Origin of the sequence: Hydrotalea lipotrueae (assembly GCF_019249625.1) — a bacterium.
GTDB classification, from domain to species: domain Bacteria; phylum Bacteroidota; class Bacteroidia; order Chitinophagales; family Chitinophagaceae; genus Hydrotalea; species Hydrotalea flava.
The window spans coordinates 24536-49782 of sequence record NZ_JAESDL010000008.1; the positions used below are offsets into that span (position 1 = coordinate 24536).

Annotated in this window: 21 protein-coding genes; 9 read left to right on the forward strand and 12 right to left on the reverse strand. The window is 38.5% G+C overall.

Going from position 1 to position 25247, the window contains the following annotated elements:
• Positions 1-8: 8 nt before the first annotated feature.
• The 8 genes from JK139_RS15755 to secA all read right to left on the reverse strand — a co-directional run bounded on the left by JK139_RS15755 (position 9) and on the right by secA (position 11849).
• Positions 9-2348: an NADP-dependent malic enzyme gene (locus JK139_RS15755; protein WP_074420720.1), complete on the reverse strand. Its 2340-nt coding sequence runs from the start codon at positions 2346-2348 to the stop codon at positions 9-11.
• Between the two features lie 168 nt (positions 2349-2516).
• Positions 2517-3203, reverse strand: a complete 687-nt coding sequence (locus JK139_RS06615) for a response regulator transcription factor (protein ID WP_074420721.1) — start codon at positions 3201-3203, stop codon at positions 2517-2519.
• A gap of 188 nt (positions 3204-3391) precedes the next feature.
• Positions 3392-4576 carry a M20 metallopeptidase family protein gene (locus JK139_RS06620; protein WP_317196295.1) on the reverse strand — a complete coding sequence of 395 codons (1185 nt, stop codon included), beginning with the start codon at positions 4574-4576 and terminating at the stop codon, positions 3392-3394.
• Positions 4577-4605: 29 nt separating this feature from the next.
• On the reverse strand, positions 4606-5031 hold the full coding sequence (locus tag JK139_RS06625; protein ID WP_074420722.1) for an SPOR domain-containing protein: 426 nt from the start codon (positions 5029-5031) through the stop codon (positions 4606-4608).
• A gap of 10 nt (positions 5032-5041) precedes the next feature.
• Positions 5042-5932 carry an aldehyde dehydrogenase family protein gene (locus JK139_RS06630; protein ID WP_218330885.1) on the reverse strand — a complete coding sequence of 297 codons (891 nt, stop codon included), beginning with the start codon at positions 5930-5932 and terminating at the stop codon, positions 5042-5044.
• Positions 5933-6044: 112 nt separating this feature from the next.
• Positions 6045-7514, reverse strand: coding sequence for an aldehyde dehydrogenase family protein (locus tag JK139_RS06635; RefSeq protein WP_218330886.1), 1470 nt, complete (start codon positions 7512-7514; stop codon positions 6045-6047).
• 39 nt (positions 7515-7553) lie between these two features.
• The gene (gene deoC / locus JK139_RS06640; protein ID WP_218330887.1) at positions 7554-8468 is read right to left on the reverse strand and encodes a deoxyribose-phosphate aldolase; all 915 of its coding nucleotides are present in this window, start codon (positions 8466-8468) and stop codon (positions 7554-7556) included.
• A gap of 87 nt (positions 8469-8555) precedes the next feature.
• A complete protein-coding gene (gene secA / locus JK139_RS06645) occupies positions 8556-11849 on the reverse strand; it encodes a preprotein translocase subunit SecA (protein ID WP_288071879.1) in 3294 nt (1097 codons plus the stop codon).
• A gap of 251 nt (positions 11850-12100) precedes the next feature.
• Here secA and JK139_RS06650 point away from each other — a divergent pair, with 251 nt between their 5' ends.
• From JK139_RS06650 to mdh, 8 genes are all read left to right on the forward strand, one after another.
• Positions 12101-12709: a DUF6992 family protein gene (locus tag JK139_RS06650; protein WP_141676827.1), complete on the forward strand. Its 609-nt coding sequence runs from the start codon at positions 12101-12103 to the stop codon at positions 12707-12709.
• Positions 12710-12792: 83 nt separating this feature from the next.
• Positions 12793-13671 (forward strand): ATP synthase F1 subunit gamma, encoded by an 879-nt coding sequence (atpG, locus tag JK139_RS06655; protein ID WP_074418555.1) that lies wholly within the window; start codon positions 12793-12795, stop codon positions 13669-13671.
• Between the two features lie 41 nt (positions 13672-13712).
• Complete coding sequence (gene scpB / locus JK139_RS06660; protein WP_081298673.1) at positions 13713-14444, forward strand: SMC-Scp complex subunit ScpB; 732 nt, start codon at positions 13713-13715, stop codon at positions 14442-14444.
• Positions 14445-14492: 48 nt separating this feature from the next.
• A complete protein-coding gene (lysA, locus tag JK139_RS06665; RefSeq protein WP_074418556.1) occupies positions 14493-15704 on the forward strand; it encodes a diaminopimelate decarboxylase in 1212 nt (403 codons plus the stop codon).
• 16 nt (positions 15705-15720) lie between these two features.
• Positions 15721-16497, forward strand: coding sequence for an ABC transporter ATP-binding protein (locus tag JK139_RS06670; RefSeq protein ID WP_074418557.1), 777 nt, complete (start codon positions 15721-15723; stop codon positions 16495-16497).
• Between the two features lie 185 nt (positions 16498-16682).
• Positions 16683-17027 (forward strand): hypothetical protein, encoded by a 345-nt coding sequence (locus JK139_RS06675; RefSeq protein WP_143439134.1) that lies wholly within the window; start codon positions 16683-16685, stop codon positions 17025-17027.
• 241 nt (positions 17028-17268) lie between these two features.
• The gene (locus JK139_RS06680; protein ID WP_218330889.1) at positions 17269-17769 is read left to right on the forward strand and encodes a TlpA family protein disulfide reductase; all 501 of its coding nucleotides are present in this window, start codon (positions 17269-17271) and stop codon (positions 17767-17769) included.
• Between the two features lie 96 nt (positions 17770-17865).
• The gene (mdh, locus tag JK139_RS06685; protein ID WP_218330890.1) at positions 17866-18795 is read left to right on the forward strand and encodes a malate dehydrogenase; all 930 of its coding nucleotides are present in this window, start codon (positions 17866-17868) and stop codon (positions 18793-18795) included.
• A 44-nt stretch (positions 18796-18839) separates the two neighbouring features.
• Here mdh and JK139_RS06690 read toward each other — a convergent pair whose 3' ends face one another.
• From JK139_RS06690 to JK139_RS06705, 4 genes are all read right to left on the reverse strand, one after another.
• Positions 18840-19850, reverse strand: a complete 1011-nt coding sequence (locus JK139_RS06690) for a glycosyltransferase family 9 protein (protein ID WP_218330891.1) — start codon at positions 19848-19850, stop codon at positions 18840-18842.
• 109 nt (positions 19851-19959) lie between these two features.
• Positions 19960-21195: an MFS transporter gene (locus tag JK139_RS06695; protein ID WP_068243242.1), complete on the reverse strand. Its 1236-nt coding sequence runs from the start codon at positions 21193-21195 to the stop codon at positions 19960-19962.
• Positions 21196-21305: 110 nt separating this feature from the next.
• On the reverse strand, positions 21306-21971 hold the full coding sequence (locus JK139_RS06700) for a DedA family protein (RefSeq protein ID WP_218330892.1): 666 nt from the start codon (positions 21969-21971) through the stop codon (positions 21306-21308).
• Between the two features lie 25 nt (positions 21972-21996).
• The gene (locus JK139_RS06705; protein WP_218330893.1) at positions 21997-23241 is read right to left on the reverse strand and encodes a dicarboxylate/amino acid:cation symporter; all 1245 of its coding nucleotides are present in this window, start codon (positions 23239-23241) and stop codon (positions 21997-21999) included.
• A 309-nt stretch (positions 23242-23550) separates the two neighbouring features.
• On the opposite strand from JK139_RS06705, the gene JK139_RS06710 reads away from it, so the two are divergent.
• On the forward strand, positions 23551-25035 hold the full coding sequence (locus JK139_RS06710; RefSeq protein ID WP_074418033.1) for an APC family permease: 1485 nt from the start codon (positions 23551-23553) through the stop codon (positions 25033-25035).
• Positions 25036-25247: the final 212 nt, after the last annotated feature.

A 25247-nucleotide genomic window follows, 5' to 3' on the forward strand; every position in this document is an offset into this window, starting at 1 on the left:
CGAAAATATTAATTCTTTTTTAAACGCCGCCTTTTCCACCATTTTGATTTTTGTACCTCGGCTTCCGTATCTAATTTACACTTCATTTGTGCATCTACCACCGCAATTAAAGCCATATTTACTATGCTGCGTACACTGCTACCCAATTGCAGTACATGCACAGGTTTTTTCAAACCCAGCAAAATAGGGCCAATTGCATCGGCACCACCCAACTCTTTCAATAAGTTGTAGGCAATATTGCCAGAAGTTAAATTAGGAAAAATCAATACATTTACATCCTGCCCCACCAGATCACTAAAGGGATAATTGTCTTTTAAAATTTCATTATTAAAAGCAAGACTAGCCTGCATTTCGCCATCTATAATTAAAGAAGGGTTACGTTGTTTTACAATTTGAACTGCTTCAGCAACCAAATTAGCTTCCGGGGAATTACTGCTGCCAAAGTTGCTGTAACTTAACATAGCAATACGTGGCACTAAATTAAAGGTACGCACTTCTCTGGCTACCATTAAAGTAATATCGGCCAGTTCTTCGGCAGTGGGGTTAAAGTTAATAGTGGTATCGGCTAAAAAAAGCGGGCCTTTTTTGGTAAGCAGCAAATACATGCCTGCAATTTTTTTCACCCCTTCATCGGTTCCAATAATTTGTAATGCAGGCTTAATGGCATCGGCATAATTTCGGGTTAATCCTGAAATCATGGCATCGGCATCACCGGTTTCAACCATCATACAACCAAAATGATTTCGGTCTTTCATCATTTTAAAACTCTCATAACGGTTAAACCCTTTGCGTTGCCTTTTTTGGAAAAACAGTTGCCCATAAAATTCACGTTTATCGGCATAAGTATCACTGCGGGTATCAATAATGGGTAAGTCAGAAATATCCACACTATTTTCCAGTGCAATTCTTTTTATATCTTCTTCCACTCCTAATAATATAGGATAGGCAATACCTTCATCATAAGCAATGCTGGCAGCTTTTAAAATTTTTAAATTATCTGCTTCTGCAAAAACAATTCGTTTGGGAGCCCTGCGGGCTTTATTACTGATAATTCGCATTAACTGATTATCCAAACCTAATCGTTTATTCAGTTCCAAGGCATATTCATCCCAATTTTGAATGATGCGTTGTGCCACACCACTTTCTATGGCTGCCTTTGCTACAGCAGGTGCTACGGTAGAGAGTAAGCGAGGATCAATGGGTTTCGGAATGATGTATTCAGGCCCATAGGTTAAATTTTTTAAATTATAGGCCAAGTTCACAATGTCTGGTACCGGAGAGCGGGCCAATTCAGCCAAGGCTTTTACAGCTGCTAGTTTCATAGCTTCATTAATTTGTGTAGCCCTCACATCTAATGCACCTCTGAATATATACGGAAAGCCCAGTACGTTATTAACCATATTAGGATAATCACTTCGGCCGGTGGCCATTATAATATCTTTTCTAACAGCTGTAGCATCTTCATAAGTTATTTCCGGATCGGGATTGGCCATTGCAAATACAATGGGGTTTTTGGCCATGCTTTTTATCATATCCTGCGTTACCACATTGCCCACACTCAGGCCTAAAAAAACATCTGCATCTTTCATGGCTTTGGCTAAATCCCAATCAGCTTTATCAACGGCAAACTTCATGCGTACATCTCCTAAATCATTGCGCCCTTTATGCAAAACCCCATCTTTATCAAACATAATAAAATGCTCATATTTGGCACCTAATGCTACATACAACTGTACACAGGCCATAGCTGCTGCGCCGGCACCATTCACTACAAAACGGGCTTTTTCTATTTTCTTTTTCTGAATATCTAATGCATTCAATAAAGCAGCAGCACTAATAATGGCCGTACCATGCTGGTCATCGTGCATAATGGGTATTTTCAGTTGCTGCCGCAATTGTTCTTCAATATAAAAACATTCCGGCGCCTTAATATCTTCCAGATTAATGCCGCCAAAAGTGGGTTCTAAACTTTTTACAATAGCCACAAATTTTTCGGGATCTTTTTCATTGATTTCAATATCAAACACATCAATATCTGCAAAAATTTTAAATAAAACTCCCTTTCCTTCCATCACCGGCTTACTGGCTTCGGGTCCAATATCGCCCAGACCAAGTACAGCTGTACCATTTGTAATTACTGCCACTAAATTGCCTTTAGCAGTATATTTATAAATGTCTTCGGGGTTTTCTTTAATGGCTTTGCAGGGTTCTGCAACACCTGGGCTATAGGCAAGTGAAAGGTCGCGCTGGGTTTTGGCTTCTTTGGTAGGAATTACTTCAATTTTTCCGGGTCGGCCTTTGGCATGGTATTCCAATGCCTCCTCTCTTCTTAATTTTTTCTTATCCATTTAAGCATTTTTTGGGTACCTGCTTTAACAACAGTGGGCATCGCCTGTTGTGTCACTCACTTCAGGGTTCCGAACTATGGGCTGCACGGCAGGCATCTGCTTCTGTTACAAAAGCAGGCTTGCAAAGTACAACTAAAATACAGAAATTAAAATGATTGGTATTCAACCCTAATAACTACTGGTATAATCGGCCATATGCGTTAGTCCATGCTGATGGGCAAACAGGGTTAAATGCTGACGACTGGATAATTTTAACTTATTGGAAACTGCTTCAAAATAACCATGAATTGATTTTTCGCTGAGATTCATAATCTCAGCAACCTGTTTATATTTTAAAGAAGTAGCTGCTAAAATGATAAATGCCATTTCTTTAGGTGTTAGCGTTGGCAATGCATTGTGATAGTTGGCAATCAGTTCTTTTCGTTTTTTAACGGTTTCTAAAATATAGTCGGTATTAAAATCTAATCTGTTGTCTATAAATAATTTCCCTTTTAAAACGGTTTCAATAGCTTCCGGTAAAATATACTCAGAAAGGGCTTTTCCGGCAAAACCATCCATACCGGCAGTAAGTGCGTGTATGGCCATTCCCTCTGTACTGTGCGATGTAAGGCCGATGATGCGGATTTGCGGATACTGATCCTTAATAAAACTGGTGGCCTCAATGCCATCAATCAATGGCATTTCAATATCCATTAAAATAACATCGGGCAAAGGTTTTTTAGAGATAATATCTTGCAGCAAAGCCATACCATTACGGGCAAAATACAATAGCTCCATCCCCGGTTCCCGTAATACCCAGGTAGTTATTTTATCTAAAAAAGTAAGATTATCTTCCGCAATCACAATGGCAGTCATACTCAGCAGTAATTTAGAATATTACATCATTTCATACTGCAAGGTATGTTTTTCCATATTACAAAAATTCAGTGAAACCACCTGATTTTTTTGTTGAAAAGTATAGTAAATTTGCGGATTTATTTTGTGATGTGCTTATATTTTTATATTTATCAATACTTTTCAATGGGCATGTAAGTGGTGTATACTTATTCAATAGTAGCAATGGCCCCCAGCCAGGCCATCATTCCCATTCCGGTTTTAATAGCAGCTTCATCAATATTAAATGTAGGGGTATGTACACCCGATGTAATTCCCTTTTCCGTATTCATTACACCCAGTCTGAAAAAGCAACCCGGAACTACCTGAGTATAATATCCAAAATCTTCTGCACCCATTCTAATTTCTGTTTCTTCCACATTTTCGCTGCCCATGTATGCATCGGCCAGTTTCCAGGCAGTATCCGTCAATTGTGCATCGTTATCCACCGTAGGATAGCCAACATCAATATGTAACTGCACCTCAGCCCCCATACTTTCGGCCACGCCTATTACTATTTTCTCAATAAGTGTATGGGCTTTAAAACGCCATTGTTCATCCATGGCTCTGAAAGTGCCCATTAATTTTACCTCATTGGGAATTACGTTGGTAGTATGCCCACCCTGTATGGCACAGATAGATAAAACAGAAGGCGATAATGGGTTATTGTTTCTGGAAATAACCTGCTGCAAAGCAATAATGATATGCGATGCCACCAGTATGGTATCTACCGTTAAATGCGGTGCTGCGGCATGGCCTCCTTTGCTTTTAATGGTAATATATATTTCATCGGCACTGGCCATTACACGCCCTTTTCTGAAACTTAATTTACCCACCTGTAAACCGGGGTGAACATGTAAACCAATAATTCCCTGTGGTTTGGGATGTTCCAATACGCCTTCCTTAATTAAAAGGCTGGCGCCACCTGGATTTCTTTCTTCACCGGGTTGAAAAATAAATTTAACGGTACCCGACCATTCGGTTTTTAATTCGTTCAAAATTTTTACTGCTCCCAACAAACAGGTAGTATGTACATCATGTCCGCAGGCATGCATAACGCCTTCGTTGGTTGAACGATAAGGCACTTCATTTTCTTCTGCTATTGGCAAAGCATCCATATCGGCACGCAGGGCAATGATTCGGCTATGTGGCTCTTTTCCCTCAATCATTCCCACCACACCGGTTCCTGCTTTTACTTCAAAAGCAATACCCCATTCATTTAATTTAGATTGTATGAACCGGGAGGTTTCAAATTCCTGATAACTTAATTCAGGATGGGCATGTAACCAATGGCGAACTGCAACAAACTCATCTGCATATAATTTAGCCCGCTGTTGTATTCTTGTTAAAAGCATATTCATATTTTAAACTAATCAATTGCCTTTTAATTAGGCATACCGGTAGCGGCATATTCCACCATATCATCTACCACATACACGCTAAAGGGAAATGTATTGTTTAATTGCGTTCGTAATAATTCCGCATCTTCTCGTTTCAGGAAGTTACCAATTTTTACTTTGAAATAAGGACTTTGAAATAAAATATACGATTTTTGATCAGGAAATTTAGCCAGCAATTCAGATTTAATTTTAAATGCTTCATCCCTACTGCTGGTAGTAATTACCTGAATGCGATAGCCTTTGACTAAACCGCCCGATGACTTTAAAAGCATTCGTTTATTCATGGCAGCTTGTTTGGTTACCAGCGTATCTATTCGTACATCTTTGTGTACAATAATCGTATCAGGTGTATTGGCAATAATTGTTTTTCCAACCAATAAGCATACAAAAAGCACCAAAATTCGCTGCATAAAAAAATATTTAGTAACCGGATTTGCCGGCAGCAACCGTTTCAATAGGATGCCAGATGGTTTTTATTTCCTGTGTATCCAATATAAAGTAAGGCGACTGTCCGGCGGTATCATCCAGCCAATTTTTAATATTGTATTCAATTACCCTTTTTACATTCAAGGATGCTTTTTCTTTCACCAACTGCACCTCTGCTTTTGATAATTGATTGAATACAATGGCATTTACATCCATATGTTCTGCAAAGTACTTCAATAATTCGTTGGATTTTCCGGTTAAAATGTTAACAACCCCCCCCGGCACATCTGATGAATGAATGATTTCTGCTAAACTGATTGCAGAAATGGGTAAACTTTCTGATGCCAATACCACACAGGTATTGCCGCCTGCAATAACCGGTGCTATTACAGATACCAATCCAATGAAAGCTGATTGTTGTGGGGCTACAATTGCTACTACACCGGTAGGCTCCGGCACAGAGAAATTAAAGTGTGGCGATGCAACGGGATTAACAGCACTAAACACCTGCTGATACTTATCGCACCAGCCGGCATAATACACCAACCGATCAATAGCTGTGCTCACTTCAGTAACGGCATCCATTGTTTTACTTCCTTGTAGCAATAATTCATCTACCAACTGATTTTTTCTGCTTTCCAACATTTCAGCCATACGGTACAGTATTTGCGAACGATTGAAGGCCGATTTGCCCGACCAACCGCTTAAAGCACCACGAGCTGCTACTACCGCATCACGAAAATCTTTTCTGGAAGACTGGCACATATTGGCAAGTAATTTCCCTTTGGCATCTTTAATAGCATAATACCTGCCTGATTCGGTTCTGGGAAACTGGCCTCCTATATAGAGCTTATATGTTTTCAGTACATCAATTCTTTCTGTCATACTTCAAAATTAAAAATTCAAAAAATGGTTTTAGAGGTATATTTTACAAAAAACCATCTACAAATAATTTGTAACCATTCCAATCAGGTTTTACTACATCAATTCTATACCGCTATTTAAGATAAGCGCTTAAACCATGCAACCCTCCTTCTCTGCCAAAACCGCTTTCTTTGTAGCCGCCAAAGGGCGAAACGGGATCGAATTTATTATAGGTATTGGCCCAAACTACGCCTGCTCGCAAACGGGTGGTGATGTTAAAAATACGAGAGCCTTTGTTCGTCCATACCCCTGCACTTAAACCATAGGGTGTATTATTGGCTTTTTCAATTACTTCATCATCGGTTCTAAAGGTTTGAATGGCCAATACCGGGCCAAAAATTTCTTCCTGTGCAATGCGGCTGCTTTGTGCAACGTTGGTAAATAAAGTTGGCCTACAGAAATAGCCTTTACCGGGCAAATCGCAACTGCTTTCAAACATTTCTGCACCTTCTTTTTTCCCGATAGCAATGTATTTTTGAATGGTTTGTAATTGTTGTTTTGAATTAATGGCACCTATATCGGTATTTTTATCTAAGGGATTGCCCACTATTAAGGTAGCAATCCTGTCTTTTAATTTTTGTAACACTTCTTTGTAAACTGATTCCTGTACAAACAAACGGGAACCCGCACAACAAACATGCCCCTGATTAAAATAAATACCATTGATAATGCCTTCCACCGCCTGATCAATGGGTGCATCTTCAAAAATAATATTGGCAGCTTTGCCGCCCAGCTCTAAGGTTAATTTTTTATGCGTGGCGGCAGTTGCACGCTGAATAGTTTTACCCACTTCTGTTGAGCCTGTAAACGCAATTTTATCAATATCGGGGTGATTGACCAGGGCAGCACCGGTAGCACCTGCACCGGTAATAATATTAACTACACCGGGTGGCAAATCACAGTCCTGAATCAGTTCGGCCAATTTTAATGCAGTTAAAGGTGTTGTTTCAGCAGGTTTTAACACTACGGTATTACCACAGGCTAATGCAGGAGCAATTTTCCATGCCGCCATCAGTAAAGGAAAATTCCATGGAATGATTTGTCCGGCCACACCTAACGGTACCGGGTTTCTGTTAGAAAAGACATAAGCTAATTTATCGGCCCATCCCGCATAATAAAAGAAATGATTGGCAGCGAGGGGTATATCAATATCTCGTGATTCGCGGATGGGTTTACCTCCATCTAAACTTTCAATAATGGCAAATTCTCTGGCTCTTTCCTGAATCATCCTTGCAATACGGAAAATATATTTAGCACGTTCTTTAGCTGGCATTTTAACCCAAACATCTTTATATGCGGCTCTTGCGGCTTTCACGGCTTTATCAACATCGGCAATACCCGCTTCGGCAACAGATGCAATTTTTTGTTCCGTAGCCGGATTAATGGTATCAAAATATTTTTTACTGAGTGGTTTTTCGAATTTTCCGTTTATAAAAAGTTGGTATTGTTCTTTCAATGAAGCAGCACTCACACTTTCGGGTGCCGGTGCATAGTTCGTTTTAAAGTTGAGGGAAGGTGTATTATTTTTAGCTATTTTGGCCATAAAAATTGATTAATAAAATATTCAAATAAACAATTCACACTAATCGATTGAGAAATAGTTGGCTGCCTGATACACACCGGTACGCTCTTTCTCTAATTGCATCAATACATCATTAGCAAGGCTGCTTGCACCAAAACGAAACCATTCATTATTCAACCAATCGTTGCCCAATGTTTCCTGCACCATTACCAAATAATGCAATGCGGCTTTGGCTTTAGAGATACCCCCTGCAGGTTTCATGGCAATTTTTTTTCCGGTTCTATAATAAAAATCGCGAATGGCTTCTAACATTACTAAGGTAACCGGCATGGTAGCTGCAGGTTGAATTTTGCCCGTTGAGGTTTTAATAAAATCGGCACCGGCATACATTGCTATTTCGCTGGCACGGCGTACATTATCGTAAGTAACCAATTCACCGGTTTCCAGAATAACTTTTAATCGGGCAGTACCACAGGCTTCTTTTACTGCAGCAATTTCATCAAACACAAAATTGTACTCACCCTGCAGAAATTTTCCTCTGCTAATTACCATGTCAATTTCATCAGCACCTTGTTGCACGGCAAATTTGGTATCTCTAATTTTCACATCACGCGATGACTGGCCACTTGGAAAAACTGTTGCTACCGAAGCTACTTTTATGCCGGAACCTTCTAATGCTTTTTTAGCAACAGCAACCATGGAAGGATACACACATATAGCCGCTACCGTTAGTAGGCCGGGATAAGCATCATACAGGTGCATGGCTTTATAGCATAATTGTTTTACTTTTCCGTCGGTATCTTTTCCTTCTAAGGTTGTTAAATCAATCATATTCAAGGCCAGTTTTAAACCGTTTACTTTGGTTTCGGCTTTAATACTGCGTTTGGTAAATCGGGCGGCTCTTTCTTCTACGCCAACATGATCTATTTGAGGCGTATTTCTAAAATCGGGTAAAAATGCTGTTACAGCAGGCATATAGCAAGTTTAATTATTTCAAAAGTAAATAAAAAAGGGGTTAAAAGCAGGAATATGCTGATAACCCCTTTCCGGTAAAATATATGTTTACGCTTCTTTTCCGTGGCAGTTTTTATATTTTTTGCCGCTTCCGCATGGACAGGGATCATTACGACCAATTTTCGGACCGACTTTAACCGGCTCTTGTTTTACTGGAGTGGGATCGTAATAATCATCTTCTCTAACGGCACCATTCAATGATTCTTTTTGGGTGCGCATATTACTTAAATCAGTTTTACGCTGACGGCCCTCCCGAACGGTTTCACCTTCCTGCAAAGGAATGGTAGCATGGCAAAGGAATTGAACAATTTCTTTATTCACTTCACTATCCATTTGTTTGAACAAATTAAAGGCTTCCATTTTATAAATTACTAATGGATCTTTCTGCTCATAGGCTGCGGTTTGAACACTTTGTTTTAAGTCGTCCATGGCTCTTAGATGTTCTTTCCAGGCATCATCAATAAACGCCAATGTAACAGATCGCTCAAGTGCATTCACCAATTCGATACCGTTGGTATCGAGTGTTTTTTGCATATTGGCCAATACCTGTAATTGTTTTCTGCCATCACCAAAAGGTACAATTACATTTTCGATATGGGCGCCTTGTTGTTGACGAATATTTTTAAATACCGGTAATGTTTGTGTGGCCAGTTCTACTTTCTTGCTTTGGTAATTGGTAATGGCCTGATTGTATAATTTTTCGGTTAACTGTTGTTCTGATAATTTATTCAGTTCTTCCGGTGTAATATTGGTATCGGTTCCAAAGTGTACAATACAGGCTAATCGCAATCCTTCAAAATCATCTTCTACTTTAAATCCGTTAATAATTTCTGCGGCTACACTGTAAAAAGCATTGTCTAAATCGAGTGCCAAACGTTCTCCAAACAAAGCATGGCTGCGTTTGGTATAAATAACGGTACGTTGTTTATTCATTACATCATCATACTCTAACAACCGCTTTCGAATGCCGAAATTGTTTTCTTCTACTTTTTTCTGTGCACGTTCAATAGATTTGGTAATCATGCTATGCTGAATCACCTCACCTTCTTTATAACCTGCAAAATCCATTACTTTGGCAATTCTATCACTGCCAAACATGCGCATTAAATCGTCTTCCAACGAAACGAAGAAAACGGAAGAACCAGGATCGCCCTGGCGACCGGCACGGCCACGAAGCTGTAAATCAACCCTTCTGGATTCATGACGTTCGGTACCCAGAATGGCCAAACCACCTGCTTCTTTTACACCGGGTCCTAATTTGATATCGGTACCACGACCGGCCATATTGGTAGCAATGGTTATAGCGCCTGCCATACCGGCTTCAGCAATAATTTGTGCTTCACGGGCATGTTGTTTGGCATTTAATACATTATGGGCAATTTGTTTTTGCCGTAACATCCTGCTGAGTAGCTCACTTACTTCTACTGAGGTAGTACCTACCAGAACCGGGCGGCCATTTTTTTGCAGATTCAAAATTTCTTCAATTACTGCACCAAATTTTTCTCTTTTGGTTTTAAATACCAAATCGTTGCTATCTTTTCTTATTACAGGCACATTGGTGGGTATGGCCACTACATCTAATTTATAAATATCCCATAACTCGGCGGCTTCTGTTTGTGCAGTACCCGTCATACCGGCTAATTTATGGTACATTCTAAAATAATTTTGCAGGGTAACGGTAGCATAGGTTTGTGTAGTAGCTTCTATCTTCACATTTTCTTTTGCTTCAATAGCTTGGTGCAAACCATCTGAATAACGCCTGCCATCCAAAATACGTCCGGTTTGTTCATCTACAATTTTTACCTGCCCGTCTAAAACAACATATTCATCATCTTTTTCAAATAAGGTATAGGCTTTCAATAATTGTTGTACGGTATGAATACGATCTGCTTTTTGCGCATATTCATTAATCAGGACTTCTTTTTTGTGTATTTTTTCTTCGGCACTGAGTGTATTGTTCTGCTCAATTTCACCGAGTGCTACACTAATATCAGGCAATATAAAAAAGTGTGGGTCTTCGCCCGATTTGGTAATCAGGTTAATCCCTTTATCAGTTAACTCAACCGAATTATTTTTTTCATCAATATAAAAATAGAGTTCCGCATCTACAATGTGCATTTCCCGCGACTGATCGGCCATGTAATAATTTTCTGCTTTTTGCAGTTTCATGCGCATGCCCGGTTCACTTAAATATTTGATGAGTGCATTATTTTTAGGCAATCCTCTAAAAGCGCGGTACAGCAATAATCCGCCATCTTTCGGATCGTCATTGCCTTCTGCAATTTTTTTCTTGGCCTCAATTAAAAACTGGTTCACCGCTTTTTTCTGTGCTTCTACCAATTTTTCAATTCGGGGTTTCAGTTCAAAAAATTGTTCAATATTGTCTTGTTTACCAATGGGGCCCGAAATAATTAAAGGAGTTCTGGCATCATCAATCAATACACTATCTACTTCATCTATTATGGCATAATGGAATTTCCGTTGTACCATTTCATCGGGAGAGTGAACCATGTTATCGCGCAGGTAATCAAAACCAAATTCATTATTGGTTCCGTATACAATATCAGCCAGATAAGCATTGCGCCTGTTTTCTGTATTGGGATCGTGTTTATCAATACAATCTACTTTCAGGCCCAAAAATTCAAAAATGGGTCCATTCCATTCAGAGTCACGTCGAGCCAGATAATCATTCACTGTTACAATATGCACCCCTTCGCCGGCCAGGGCATTCAGGTAAGCAGGCAAAGAAGAAACCAATGTTTTACCTTCACCGGTAGCCATTTCCGCAATTTTTCCCTGATGTAATACCACACCACCAATCAATTGCACATCATAATGCAGCATATTCCAAACCACTTTACCACCCGCAGCCATCCAGTTATTGTTAAATACTACTTCATTGTTGCGAATAGTGATATAATCTTTTTTCACACTCAATTCCCGATCCAAATCAGAAGCTGTAGCTACAAGTGTTTCGTTCTCTTTAAACCTGCGTGCTGTTTCTTTCACCACGGCAAAAGCTTCAGGTAAAATTTCATTCAGTACAGTTTCAATATGTTTATCCCGCTCTTTTTTTAATTTATCGAGCTGATGGTATAATTTATCTTTCTCATGAATTTCGGTAGGTGGCAACGCATCTGCCTCTTGTTGCAAGAGGGCAATTTCATCATCAATTTCAGTAAGATGGGCTTTTATTTTTGCTTTAAATTCAACAGTTTTGTTGCGCAAAGCATCATTGCTGAGCGTTTTATATTGTTCATAAAACTGATTAATTTTTTGAACAATAGGAAGAATTTTTTGAACGTCTTTTTCGCTCTTATTTCCACCTAAAATTTTTGACATTAATTTCAGCATATCTCAAAATAACTTGTGGTGTATTAAAAAAAGTTTTTTATCCAAAATCAGTGCTACAAAACCATTTAAGCCAAAATGACATAAACAGGGGCATCAAAGGTAAACAATTTGAAGGTTCTCAATGTTTATCAGGCGCAATAATACTGCTTTATCAATTACTTAACGAATTCACCATTTATTTTGGGTTTGAAATCATTTTAGTGCTATTCCTGCATTCATTTCACAATAATTTGGATATTATGAACAAAAAGTTTTGGTTATTAATTGTAACAAGTGGCTTTTTTGCCATTACAATTGAGGCACAAATCAATTTAACAGACAGTTCACTGCAACAGAAATATGATAGTATTTACATAAATCGCCAAACGCTGATAAAAAACAACATGAGTATTTTGGGCGCATGGGCAGGGCTAAATATCATCCAAAGCAGTATCAGTGCTGCCAGTACTTCAGGAAATACACAGACTTTTTTTAAAATGAATGTATATTGGAACACCGTGAATGCTGCCATAGCAGGTATTGGATTTTTACAGGCCAAAAAAGCGCTCACAAAAAAAATTACCCCGCAGCAAAATTGGCTACAGCAGCAAAAAACAGAACAATTTTTACTGCTGAATACAGGATTAGATGCAGCTTACATTACAACAGGTTTGTATTTAAGAGAGCATGGCCTAAGAAAAAACAACGACCAAACAGAGGGTTTTGGCAGCAGTATAATACTTCAGGGCAGCTTTTTATTTGTTTTAGATGTAATTCAGTACTTAGAACATCACCAAAACGGTAAAAGACTTTCAAAGCTTTGTTTAGAGCCTGCCAATAATGGTTTAGGATTGGTTTGGCACCTGTAAACCAAAATTTTAAGTAGATTTTTAAGGAAGGATGGGAATTTAATACCAATCTGCTACTTTTGCAGCCAATTTAAAGTTGAAATATGGCCGGTCAGTTAAAAGAAGTACGTAACAGAATTAAAAGTGTACAAAGCACCCAGCAAATTACCAAAGCCATGAAAATGGTAAGTGCTGCCAAATTACGCAGGGCACAGGATGCCATTATACAAATGCGCCCCTATGCCCGAAAATTACAGGAAATGCTCAGCAATATTGTTAGCAATATGGAAGGTGGTGCCTCACTTGCATTGGCTGAAGAACGCCCGGTTGAAAAGGTGCTACTGATTGTAATTACCAGCGATCGCGGACTTTGTGGCGCCTATAATTCCAATGTAGTAAAATTGGCCAAGCAAACCATTGCCGAAAAATATGCAGCCCAATTAAAAAAAGGCAATATCACTATTTGGAATATTGGTAAAAAAGGTTATGAAAGCCTGTCAAAGCAGGGTTTTAAAACTGAAGAAACTTATAAAGATATTTTTTTACAGCTCAGCTTTGAAAAAGTTCAAGAAGCCGCACAGGCTGCCATGTATGCTTTTGAAAACAAAACTTTTGATGCGGTTGAAATTATTTACAGCGAATTTAAAAATGCTGCATCACAACGTTTTGTTGCAGAACAGTTTTTACCCATCCCAAAAATTCAACAAACCGGATCACAAAAAGCAGATTTTATTTTTGAACCCGAAAAAGAAATTTTGCTTACTGAGCTGATGCCTAAAATTTTAAACACACAACTATATAAAGCAGTATTGGATGCCAATGCAAGCGAACATGGCGCCAGAATGACGGCCATGGACAAAGCCAGCGACAATGCCAATGAATTATTAAAATCGTTGCGTATTTCGTACAACAGGGCCAGACAGGCAGCCATTACAACCGAACTTACAGAAATAGTGAGTGGAGCAGCCGCTTTACAAGGTTAATCAAAAAAACCTATTTTAGTAACTCCTTAAGCAACATAACAGTGGAATTAAGTGCTATTATACCACATATTGAGGCATTGATTTTTGCCAGCGAAAAACCACTGACAGTTTCCGAAATGGTAGAGCTGATTAATAATGCTTTTGGTTTTATGGAAGAAAGAATTAATCTGGAACAGATACAAATGGCGCTTCAAGGTATTACCGAAAAATACAAATCAGAATTTTACCCCTTTGAAGTAATTGAAAGCGGCGGTGGATGGCAATTTCTAACCAAAAAAGCATTTCACAAAACAGTTGTACAACTAAATGGAGATAAATTTTTAAAACGCCTTTCCAATGCAGCTTTGGAAACATTAGCCATTATTGCTTATAAACAACCTATTACAAAAGGAGAAATTGAAACCATTCGCGGTGTAAACAGCGATTACAGTGTTCAAAAATTATTAGAAAAAGAATTAATATTAATAAGCGGCCGAAATGAAGAATTGCCCGGTAAACCTTTGTTATACACCACTTCTAAAAATTTCATGGATTATTTTGGCATAAACTCACCTGATGATTTACCTAAAATAAAAGAAGTATTGGCTGAGCAGGCTGTTGATGCCACCGTTATTAAACCGGAAGATTTTATGAGTGCCACCCAATCAAATGAGGAAGATAACAGCAGCAACATTGTTGTAAATGCGCAGGGTGAACTTTTAGTGGATGACAGTATCAGTTCTGAAAACGAAGCGAACGAGGATTTGATTGAACCGGAAAATTCTCCTGAATAAACATTTCTATCATCCTCAATCTATTTTTTCAAGCTGTATCTTCGCAGCATGCAGCCACTCAGTAACGAAACTTTATTAGCCATAGCACATGATTATGGCACACCGGTTTATGTGTATCATGCAGAAAAAATTGAGGCACAGTACCAACAACTAACCCATGCATTTCAAGAAACCAATACCCGTTTTTTTTATGCCTGCAAAGCATTAACCAATATCAGTATCTTAAAATACATTGGCAATTTGGGTTGCAATATGGATTGCAGTTCAATTAATGAAGTGCAATTGGCACTATATGCAGGTATTCCGCCTAACAGAATTTTATATACCTCTAACGGTATAGCCTTTGACGAAATTGAGGCAGCCGCTCAAGAAGGTGTGCACATTAATATTGACAGCATTTCCAACTTAGAAAAATTTGGCAAAAAATACGGCAATACCTACCCCGTTGGTATCCGGTTACGCCCCAATATTCTGGCAGGAGGCAATTTAAAAATATCTACCGGACACGATAAAAGCAAGTTTGGCATACCGGTTGACCAAATAGCAGAAATTTTAAACATTATTCAGCAATACAACCTTATCATTAAAGGATTGCACATACATACCGGCAGCGAAATAAAAGATGTTTCGGTATTTGTGCAAGGCATTACCGTGCTGTTTGATTTAATTCCAAAATTTAACCACTTAACATACATTGACCTGGGTGGGGGCTTTAAAGTACCTTACAAAGAAAACGAAGAAGGCACTAATATTGAACTACTGGCTAAAGAAGTAAAAAGAGCATTTTCGGCGCACCCCAACCCAAATGGCAAACCGTTAGAGGTTTGGTTTGAACCAGGTAAATATCTGGTAAGTGAAGCAGGATATTTCATTACACAGGTAAATGTACTGAAACCCACTTCTGCTACTACATTTGTAAGCGTAAACAGTGGCTTTAATCATTTAATACGCCCCATGTTTTATGATGCCTATCATCGCATTCAAAATATCAGCAATCCAAACGGTAAACATATACACTATTCAGTTGTAGGTAATATTTGCGAAACCGATACTTTTGCATGGAACCGTTTATTAAATGAAACCAGAGAAGGTGATTTTTTAGTGTTTTACAATGCCGGCGCTTATGGTTTTGAAATGAGCAGTAACTTTAATAGCAGATTTAAGCCCGCCGAAGTATTAGTATTAAATGGGAAAACGCATTTAATTAGAAAAAGAGACAGCTGGCAGGATTTATTGAAGAACCAAATAGAAGTTCTGTAGCTTAGCATAATATGATATGATTGAAATTAGCCACATAAAAAAAACATTCGGAGATAAAACCATTTTGGAAGACATCAGTGCTACCATGGAGGCTGGCAAATGTAACCTCATTATCGGCACCAGTGGTAGTGGTAAAACGGTTTTGACCAAATGTATTGTGGGGCTTTTTACACCCGACTCAGGCGATGTTTTATACAGCGGTGAAAGTATGCTGACCATGAACAAACATGAGAAAAAAATACTCCGGCAACAAATTGGCATGCTGTTTCAGGGCTCGGCACTATTCGATTCAAAAACTGTAGAAGAAAATGTACGTTTTCCACTCGATATGTTCAGTAAACTTTCCATGACAGAAAAACAAAAACGGGTGAATGAAGTGCTGGAAAGGGTAAACTTATCCGGATCCAATCAAAAATTTCCGGCTGAATTAAGTGGTGGTATGAAGAAAAGAGTAGGTATTGCCAGAGCCATCGTACTCAATCCGAAATATTTATTTTGCGATGAACCCAACTCAGGATTAGATCCGCAAACTTCTTTACTGATTGATAAACTCATTAAAGATATTACACATGAATTTAATACCACAACCATTGTGGTAACACACGATATGAATAGTGTAATGGAAATTGGCGACCATATTATTTATCTCCATAATGGCCGCAAACAGTGGGAAGGCAGTAATAAAGACATCATTTTCAGCAAAGACCAGTTACTCAATAATTTTATTTTTGCATCTGAATTTTTACAGGATGCCAAAGAAATGCGCATGATAGAAGCTGCACAAAAAAAATAGAATATATCTTACGCCCTCTTTCAATTCGTTCCATAAAATATTGGTTCACTCAATTTCCCCATACCCTAGCTACTACCACCAATTCAATACTTAACATTCTTTTTTAAAATTATTTTACCGGCTAAATAAACTTCTTCATCCGCTAATGGTCTGTTATTATACACCATCTATAAAAAATGAAACTCATGAAAAAAACAGTTTTCCTTTTAACAAGCGGTTTATTTTTCACCATTGCAGCAATGGCACAAACCGGAGCTACCACCAGCACTCCTACTCAAAATCCTGCAGTAAAATCAGGCATGAAAGACATGCGTCATGATGTGCGTGATATTAGAAAAGACAAAAGGCAACGTGCAGAAGCCTTAGAAAATGGGAATAAAGCAAAAGCAAATGCTTTAGGTAAAGACATTCGCTCTGATAAAAAAGATATGAATCAGGACAGAAAACAATTACAGGCCGAAGGCGTAAAACATCCTGTTAAGCGCGCCGACAGACAAATTCACAGACAAAACATGACGCACAAAGGGTAAAAACAGAAGCGTATTTTCGTTGTTCAGAACCTGCTCGAATCAGCTGATTTCGACAGGTTTTTTTATGCTATAGCCTAATTTCCCACCAACAAAACAATTCCTCTATTTTAACAATATGCAGGTATTTTCTCAATTAATTTTGTGTTTTAAAACCGTCATCAAAAAACGTATTCGTATCTTTATGCCGCATTTACGGTTTGTAAATTGTTTCATTTCAAAACAAGTTAAATTACTATACAACATGAAGCACATATTCATCGCTTGCGCCATTATTTGCTGGCTTCCCTTCCTCACAAATGCACAAACAAATAATGACAGTTTACCAGCCTATTTAAAAAATCCAACCATTCCTTCCTTTCAGATTTTAAGTACAGACAGTACCTGGTTTACCAATCGTTCCCTTCCTAAAAACATTCCGGTTGCCATTATTTACTTCAGCCCCGATTGTGGCCATTGCCAATATGAGGCAAAAGAACTCAACAAAAAAATGGATAGTCTTTCCAACATATTTTTTGTTTGGGTTAGCTACCACCCTTTTGATGATATTAAAAAATTTTATTTTGATTATGGCCTGAGTAAGTATAAAAATGTGGTTGCAGGAAGAGATCCCCAATATTTTATACCCGCATTTTATAAAGTAGAATTTACCCCTTTTATAGCCTTATATAATAAGCATGGTAAGTTTGTAAAAGAATTCAGACAGGGCGCTTCACCTCAGGAAATAATGGAAGCCTTACAATAAAAATTTTGAAAGCTTACCTTAAAATAATAGCTATCCCATTTGGATAATAATAGGTTTTTGAAATAAATTTATTCACTAATTATTAAATATGTTTTTATGAAAATTACCGTTGTAGGTGCAGGTGCCGTTGGTGCAACATGTGCCGATAATATTGCCAGAAAAGAACTTTGCCATGAACTGGTTTTATTAGACATTAAGGAAGGCATTGCCGAAGGGAAAGCACAAGACATGATGCAAACTGCAGCTTTACTGGGTTTTGATACCCGCATTAGCGGCAGCACCAATGATTATTCAAAAACTGCCCATTCGGATGTGGTGGTAATTACTTCAGGTTTACCGCGTAAACCCGGTATGACAAGAGAAGAATTGATTGGTGTAAATGCAGGCATTGTAAAAGGTGTTGCAGAAAACATCTTAAAATATTCACCCAATGCAATTTTCATCATCATATCCAACCCAATGGATACCATGACTTATTTAACATTACAGGCTACCGGATTACCTAAACACCGCGTAATCGGAATGGGCGGCGCATTAGACAGCTCCCGTTTCCGTTATCAGTTAAGCCAGCACTTAGGCTGCAGCCCTGCTGATTTAAATGCAGTGGTAGTGGGCGGACACGGTGATACCACTATGATTCCATTGATTCGTTTAGCAACCTGGAACAGTGTACCTGTTACCAAATTTTTATCTGCCGAACAGCAACAACAAATTATTAATGATACGATGGTGGGCGGTGCTACATTAACCAAATTAATTGGTACATCGGCCTGGTATGCACCCGGCGCTGCCTGTGCAGCTATGGTAGAGAGCATTGTACGCGATGAGAAAAAATTAATTACCAGTTGTGTTTATTTAGATGGCGAATATGACCAAAAAGATATTTGCATGGGCGTACCCGTAATCATTGGAAAAAATGGCTGGGAAAAAATTCTGGATTTTGAATTAAATGAAGATGAAAAAGCAGCATTTGCAAAAAGTGCCGCCGCTGTTAGAGGCATGAATGATGTGCTGAAAACATTGTAATGATCAATATACCTTCGTAATGAGCCCTGTTTTAATAGCAGGGCTTATTTTTTTGTAACCATTGCCAACGCATCCTTTGCTATTTGATCCACATCCTGCCATTGCATACAATGAAAATGCTTTTTAGGGCAGGTTGTAGTACCGTAATTTGAACAGGGCTGACAAGCTAAATTTGGTACCACATAGTTATGGTACAAATGATGCAATGCTTCATTTACGTAACCGGTTCCGTAATAAGGTTCCACATCTAATGCTGGCGAAGTACCACCCCAAATGGCCAATACTTTTTTTTGAAATGCACAGGCAATATATTGTAAACCGGTATCATGCGAAATCACCAGATTGGAATGGCGAACAATATCGGCAGATTCATGTAAAGAAAATTTTCCACAGGCATTATAAACTTTAATATCATCAACAGTAGCTATGGCCGCACCCATCGTAGCATCTTCTTTTCCCCCTACCAATACAATGGGGTAGTTGATGGCAGCACACAATTCTTGCAGTTTTTCCAAAGGCAACTTCTTGGTAAAATACGATGCTCCAATTACAATGGCAATATAACCGGCACTATGCGATACCGGTAAATCGCCTGGCTTTAGTGTTGCATGCAATGGTATAAAATAATCTAACCCCCTCCCATCATCAGTAACCCCCAAAGGTGCTAAAGCATCTAAACAACGTAGTGATATGTGCCTACCCGGCATTAAGTTAATGTGAAATCGGGTTAGTAAAAATTTTTGTACACTCAGTTTTCGATAAGCCAATACTTTGGTACGCAAAGCCCAACGAATTTTATAAGAACGAAAGTTTTTATGAAAGTCAATTACATAATCAAACTGCTCAGCTTTCAAAGTTTTGATTAGGGCAGATAAATTGCCATTGTAATAATGAAATTGATCGATGTATGGATTGGCTTCTGTAACCGCTTTAAACTGAAGTTTACTCAAAAAATGAATTTCAACATTGGGTAGTTGTTGCTTCAGACAACGTATAGCCGGCGTGGTTAATACAATATCTCCAATTGAAGAAAAACGAATCACCAACAACTTCATACAAAGTTTTTAGAAATCAATAATGTTACAGGCCACCTATTTTCAATCGCCCATCAGTTGTAACGATGCTGTATTGACGGAAGATATACTTTATCAGGAAATTGCCCGGCTATGGCAATACCTCATCCACTTCTACATAATTCAAATCTTTATGAAAAGTTTCTTCAGTATACCAGGCAGCCAATACAGCAATAAGCATTACAACAATTCCTGTTATCCAGGCACTTTTTAAATAATCGGTATATGATTGTAATCCTGTAAATAGCAAAGAAACTAATACCAATGAACCTCTTACCATATTGGGTACCGTTGTTGCCACTGTTGCACGAATATTGGTACCAAACTGTTCTGCTGCCATGGTTACAAAAATAGCCCAGAAGCCCGTTCCGAAACCTAAAATAGCAGCTACCAAATACAGCATGTTTACCGATTGCCCATGCAGATTAAAAAACCATACAATTGAAATGGCCGTAATACCATAAAAAATAAACACCGCTTTTTTTCTGCTTTGTAATGCCTGGCTTAAAAAGCCTACCAGTACATCTCCAATTGAAATGGCCACATACGCATACATTACTGCTTTCCCCGGATCTACAGTACCCTGAATTTGCATGTGCGCTCCAAACTCTTTTGAAAAGCTAATAAGTATACCAATCACATACCAGGTGGGTAATCCTATTAAAATGGCCTTCATGTATTTTAGAAAATATTTTCGTTTCAAGAACAACATAAAAAAATCGCCCTTGCGTACATTTTTATGTTGCAGTGATTGAAACATACCCGACTCTAAAACACCCACCCGCAATAACAATAATAACAGCCCCAAACCGCCGCCAATAAAATAACAGGTACGCCATTCAAACATTTCTTTAATAAAAAATGCAAATACAGCACCGGTTAAACCAATGCCTGCAACCATTGATGTGCCTATCCCTCTTTTTTCTTTAGGCAATAATTCACTTACTAATGTTATACCTGCTCCCAATTCACCGGCCAAACCAATACCGGAAATAAAGCGCACCAATGCATATTGGTGTACCGTTTGTACAAACCCGTTGGCAATATTTCCAATAGAGTATAATATAATGGAAGCAAATAAAACTTTAAGTCTTCCTTTTTTATCGCCCAAAACACCCCATAATATGCCGCCCAGCAACAGCCCAATCATTTGAATGTTTAAGATAAACAACCCATCGCCTGCAATCTGAGCATCGGTTAAACCCAATGATTTTAAAGAAGGAACACGTATAATGCTGAATAAGAGCAAATCATAAATATCTACAAAATAACCTAATGCGCCTATAATAACGGGTAATGACAGGATGCCATATTGCTTTTGATTCATACCGATTGTTTCAATCTAATTTTTAAAGGCATGAATATAAATAAAATGGAGAAAGGTTGATGCAAAACGAATAAAAGAAGCTGTAAAAACATCCTGAACAGCAGTTTTAGCTATTGCTTTCTTCGTTTACCCAAAAACAATTTAATTAATACTGGTGCAGTGGTTACCAAAACAATAGCCAGCACAATAATTTCTAAATGCTTTTTAATATCAAACTGATAGTTTACAATAAAAAACCTGTCTAAATAATGTCCACCTGCTACCATTGCAATTACCCAGGCTACGCATCCTACAATATTAAAGAAGGTAAATTTTTTATGCTCCATGGCCACAATGCCCGCTACAATAGGTGCAAATGTTCTTACAATTGGAATAAATCGGGCAAATATAATGGCACCGCCGCCATGCTTTTCATAAAAATCGTGTGCCTGTTGTAAATAATGTTGTTTAAAAATAAAATTATCTTTCCAATGATACATGGCCGGCCCTACTTTTCTACCAAACCAATAACCAGCCGCATTGCCCAAAATGCCTGCCAGCGAAATCAATACAATCAACAAAACCAAATTAATAAAGCTGCTATTCGATTCGATAAAAGATGCCATTAGCATATTACTGTAAATACCTGCAACAAATAATAAACTATCGCCTGGTAAAAAAAATCCGACAAATAATCCGGTTTCAGCAAATACAATAAACAGCAGCACCCAAAGACCGCCATGCTCAATATAAAACTGTGGTTGTAATAACTGATGCCATTCAAAAGATAACAACATACTATTTAATTAAAATGAATGTATTTTAAGCTGCATTTTCCAATTCCATTGCCCCCTCCCATTTGCTTACCACTGAAGTAGCCAAAGCATTTCCCAACACATTGGTAGCCGTTCTAAACATATCACAGAAATGATCGATTGGCAATATTAAAGCAATCCCCTCAGGTGGAATGTTAAACATTGCACAAGTTGCCGTAACCACTACCAAAGAAGCACGAGGCACACCGGCAATACCTTTACTGGTTAACATTAAAACAATTAACATGGTGAGCTGGGTGCCAATATCTAAATGAATACCATAGGCCTGTGCAATGGCTAAACTGGCAAAAGTCATGTACATCATACTTCCGTCTAAATTGAAGGAATAGCCCAGGGGCAGAATAAATGCAACAATTTTATTGTTACAACCAAAGCGTTCGAGTTCCTCTGTTAATTTGGGAAAAACTGCCTCGCTGCTGGTGGTACTAAAAGCAATAATGAGTGGTTGAACAATTCTGCGTACCAAAGCAGGCAATCGGTTTTTTAAAATCATAGCCCCTACTATTAATAACAATGCCCACAACAAAAAAATACCCAACATAAAATACAAGAGATACAAACTGTAAAACCTAAACACTTCTAACCCATTGGTGGCAATAACCGCGGCAATAGCACCAAATACACCCAATGGTGCAAATCCCATTATATAACCTACCATTTTTAAAATTACCTGCGCTACCGCATCCAATACTTTAATAATAATTTTTCCGGTATTACCCAAAGCAGCAGTTGCTATACCAAAGAAAATAGAAAAAATTACAATTTGTAAAATTTCATTGGTAGCCATGGCCTCAATAATACTTTTGGGGAAAACATGGCTCACAAAAGTATCTAAAGAAAAAGACTGTGTTTTACCCAATAAATCTTTGGCACCGCCGGTATCAGCTGCCGTTAAATGTATACCGGTACCGGGTTTAAAAATATTAACCAGTAAAAGCCCCAATAATAAACTGGTAAAAGATGCTGAGATAAACCAAAGCAATGCTTTACCGCCCACCCTTCCAACCGTTTTTAAATCACCCAATTTGGCAATACCCACTACAAGTGTACTGAATACAAGCGGGGCAATAATCATTTGCACCAATCGCAGAAATATGGTGGTTAATAAATTGGCTTTTGGCGCAAAAGCAGCAATAAAGGTTGGGGATGAATTTTCATGCACCAGATAACCAACGCCAATACCCAGTAACATCGCTATTAAAATATAGAGGGTTAATCTGTTTTTCTTCATATGGTGTTTCTGTTTAAGCAGCGCATGCAGCCAGAATACTGCACTATTTTATTAAATATAATTGCAGGCTTTTCAAAACCGGTTATACAAAGCGGCAATATAGGTATAAACCACGTATAATGAATACTCCTTACAGATTGTTTTGCAAAAGAAACACTTGTATTTCAGAACAGTATTTGCTTTCAATTTTTTATGCACCTGTTTCAAAAAATCAATTATTCCGCGCTGTTTCATAAAGTTTTACCTGCTGTAATGAATTAAATTCCTATTTTTCCAATTCGAAAATTGTAAAACCTAATCAACTGTACCATGAGTTTATTTAGAAAAAAATCAATTGAGGGCATTATGACGCAGGCTTCCGATAGTGAATCGGGTTTAAAAAGAACCCTGGGAGCCGGAAACCTGATAGCCTTAGGTATTGGTGCCATTATTGGCGCAGGATTGTTTGTAAGAACTGCGGCTGCAGCTGCCGAAGCCGCAGGCCCGGGCGTTACTTTATCATTTGTTGTAGCTGCTGTTGGCTGTGCTTTTGCCGGCTTATGTTATGCTGAATTTGCTTCTATGATACCCATTGCGGGTAGTGCTTATGCCTACTCTTATCTTACAATGGGTGAATTAATTGCCTGGATTATTGGTTGGGCACTTATTATGGAATATGCACTGGGTGCTGCTACCGTTTCTATTGCCTGGAGCGAATACCTGAATAATTTGCTGGGAGGGCAAATCCCATATGAATGGTGCCACTCGCCCTTCGAAACTTCTATGAACGGTGTTCGGGGCATCATCAATTTGCCGGCTTTAGTGATATTGCTTGCATTGACCTTATTATTAATTCGTGGTATGCAGGAATCTGCAACCGTTAATATGATTATTGTATTTATAAAAGTTGCCATTGTAATTGCCTTTATTGCCATTGGCTGGCATTTTATTAAGCCCGAAAATCATACCCCTTACCTGATACCCGCCGATGCACCCGGCCATGGTGGTTATTTTAAACATGGATGGGGTGGCGTTTTAGGTGGTGCTGCCATTGTGTTTTTTGCCTTCATTGGCTTTGATGCAGTAAGCACGGCTGCACAGGAAGCTAAAAACCCGAAAAGAGATATGCCGATTGGTATATTAGGATCGCTGGTGGTTTGTACCATTCTCTATATTTTATTTGGTCATGTGCTAACCGGTGTGGCCAATTGGAGTGAATTTGCAAAAGCCGGAAAAGAAGCTTCCGTTGCCTATGCCATTCAACATTATATGACAGGCTATAGCTGGCTGGCTACTGCAGTAACGGTAGCAATTTTAGCCGGTTTCTCTTCTGTTATTCTCGTGATGTTAATGGGGCAAAGCCGTATTTTTTATACCATGAGTAACGACGGATTAATCCCAAAAGCATTTGGCGATTTACATCCCCAATACAAAACCCCGTATAAAGCCAACTGGATATTATTTATTTTTGTTGGTCTTTTTGCTGCATTTGTTCCGGGTAGTGTAGCCGGCGATTTAACTTCATTTGGTACCTTATTTGCCTTTTTATTGGTAAGCCTGGGGGTTTGGATTTTACGCATCAAATCGCCACAAATTCATCGTCCTTTCAAAACGCCATTGGTGCCATTGGTGCCTATTTTGGGATTCGTTATTTGTTTGGGGATGATAGTAGCTTTAGATCCCGAAACCTTAAAAGTTGCGTTTGCCTGGATGGCACTGGGTATTATTGTATACTTTGCTTATAGCCGCAAACACAGCAAACTCAATACACCAGGAGATATTTTACCCAAAGCAACCGATTTTGAAAAAGAGTAAAGACCTTATACCATTCAACCCCGATTCGTCGGGGTTTTTTGTTGTACCACCGTTTACTGCTAAATTTGCCAACAATTTTTTTGTAGCCGGCTGTTGTACGCATGGCATCGCCTGTTGTGTCACTCACTTCAACGTTCCTGCAAAAAGGAGCTTTGTTACGTTCAATGAACAACCTGCCATACTATAAACAAGCCTTCAATTACTTATTATTT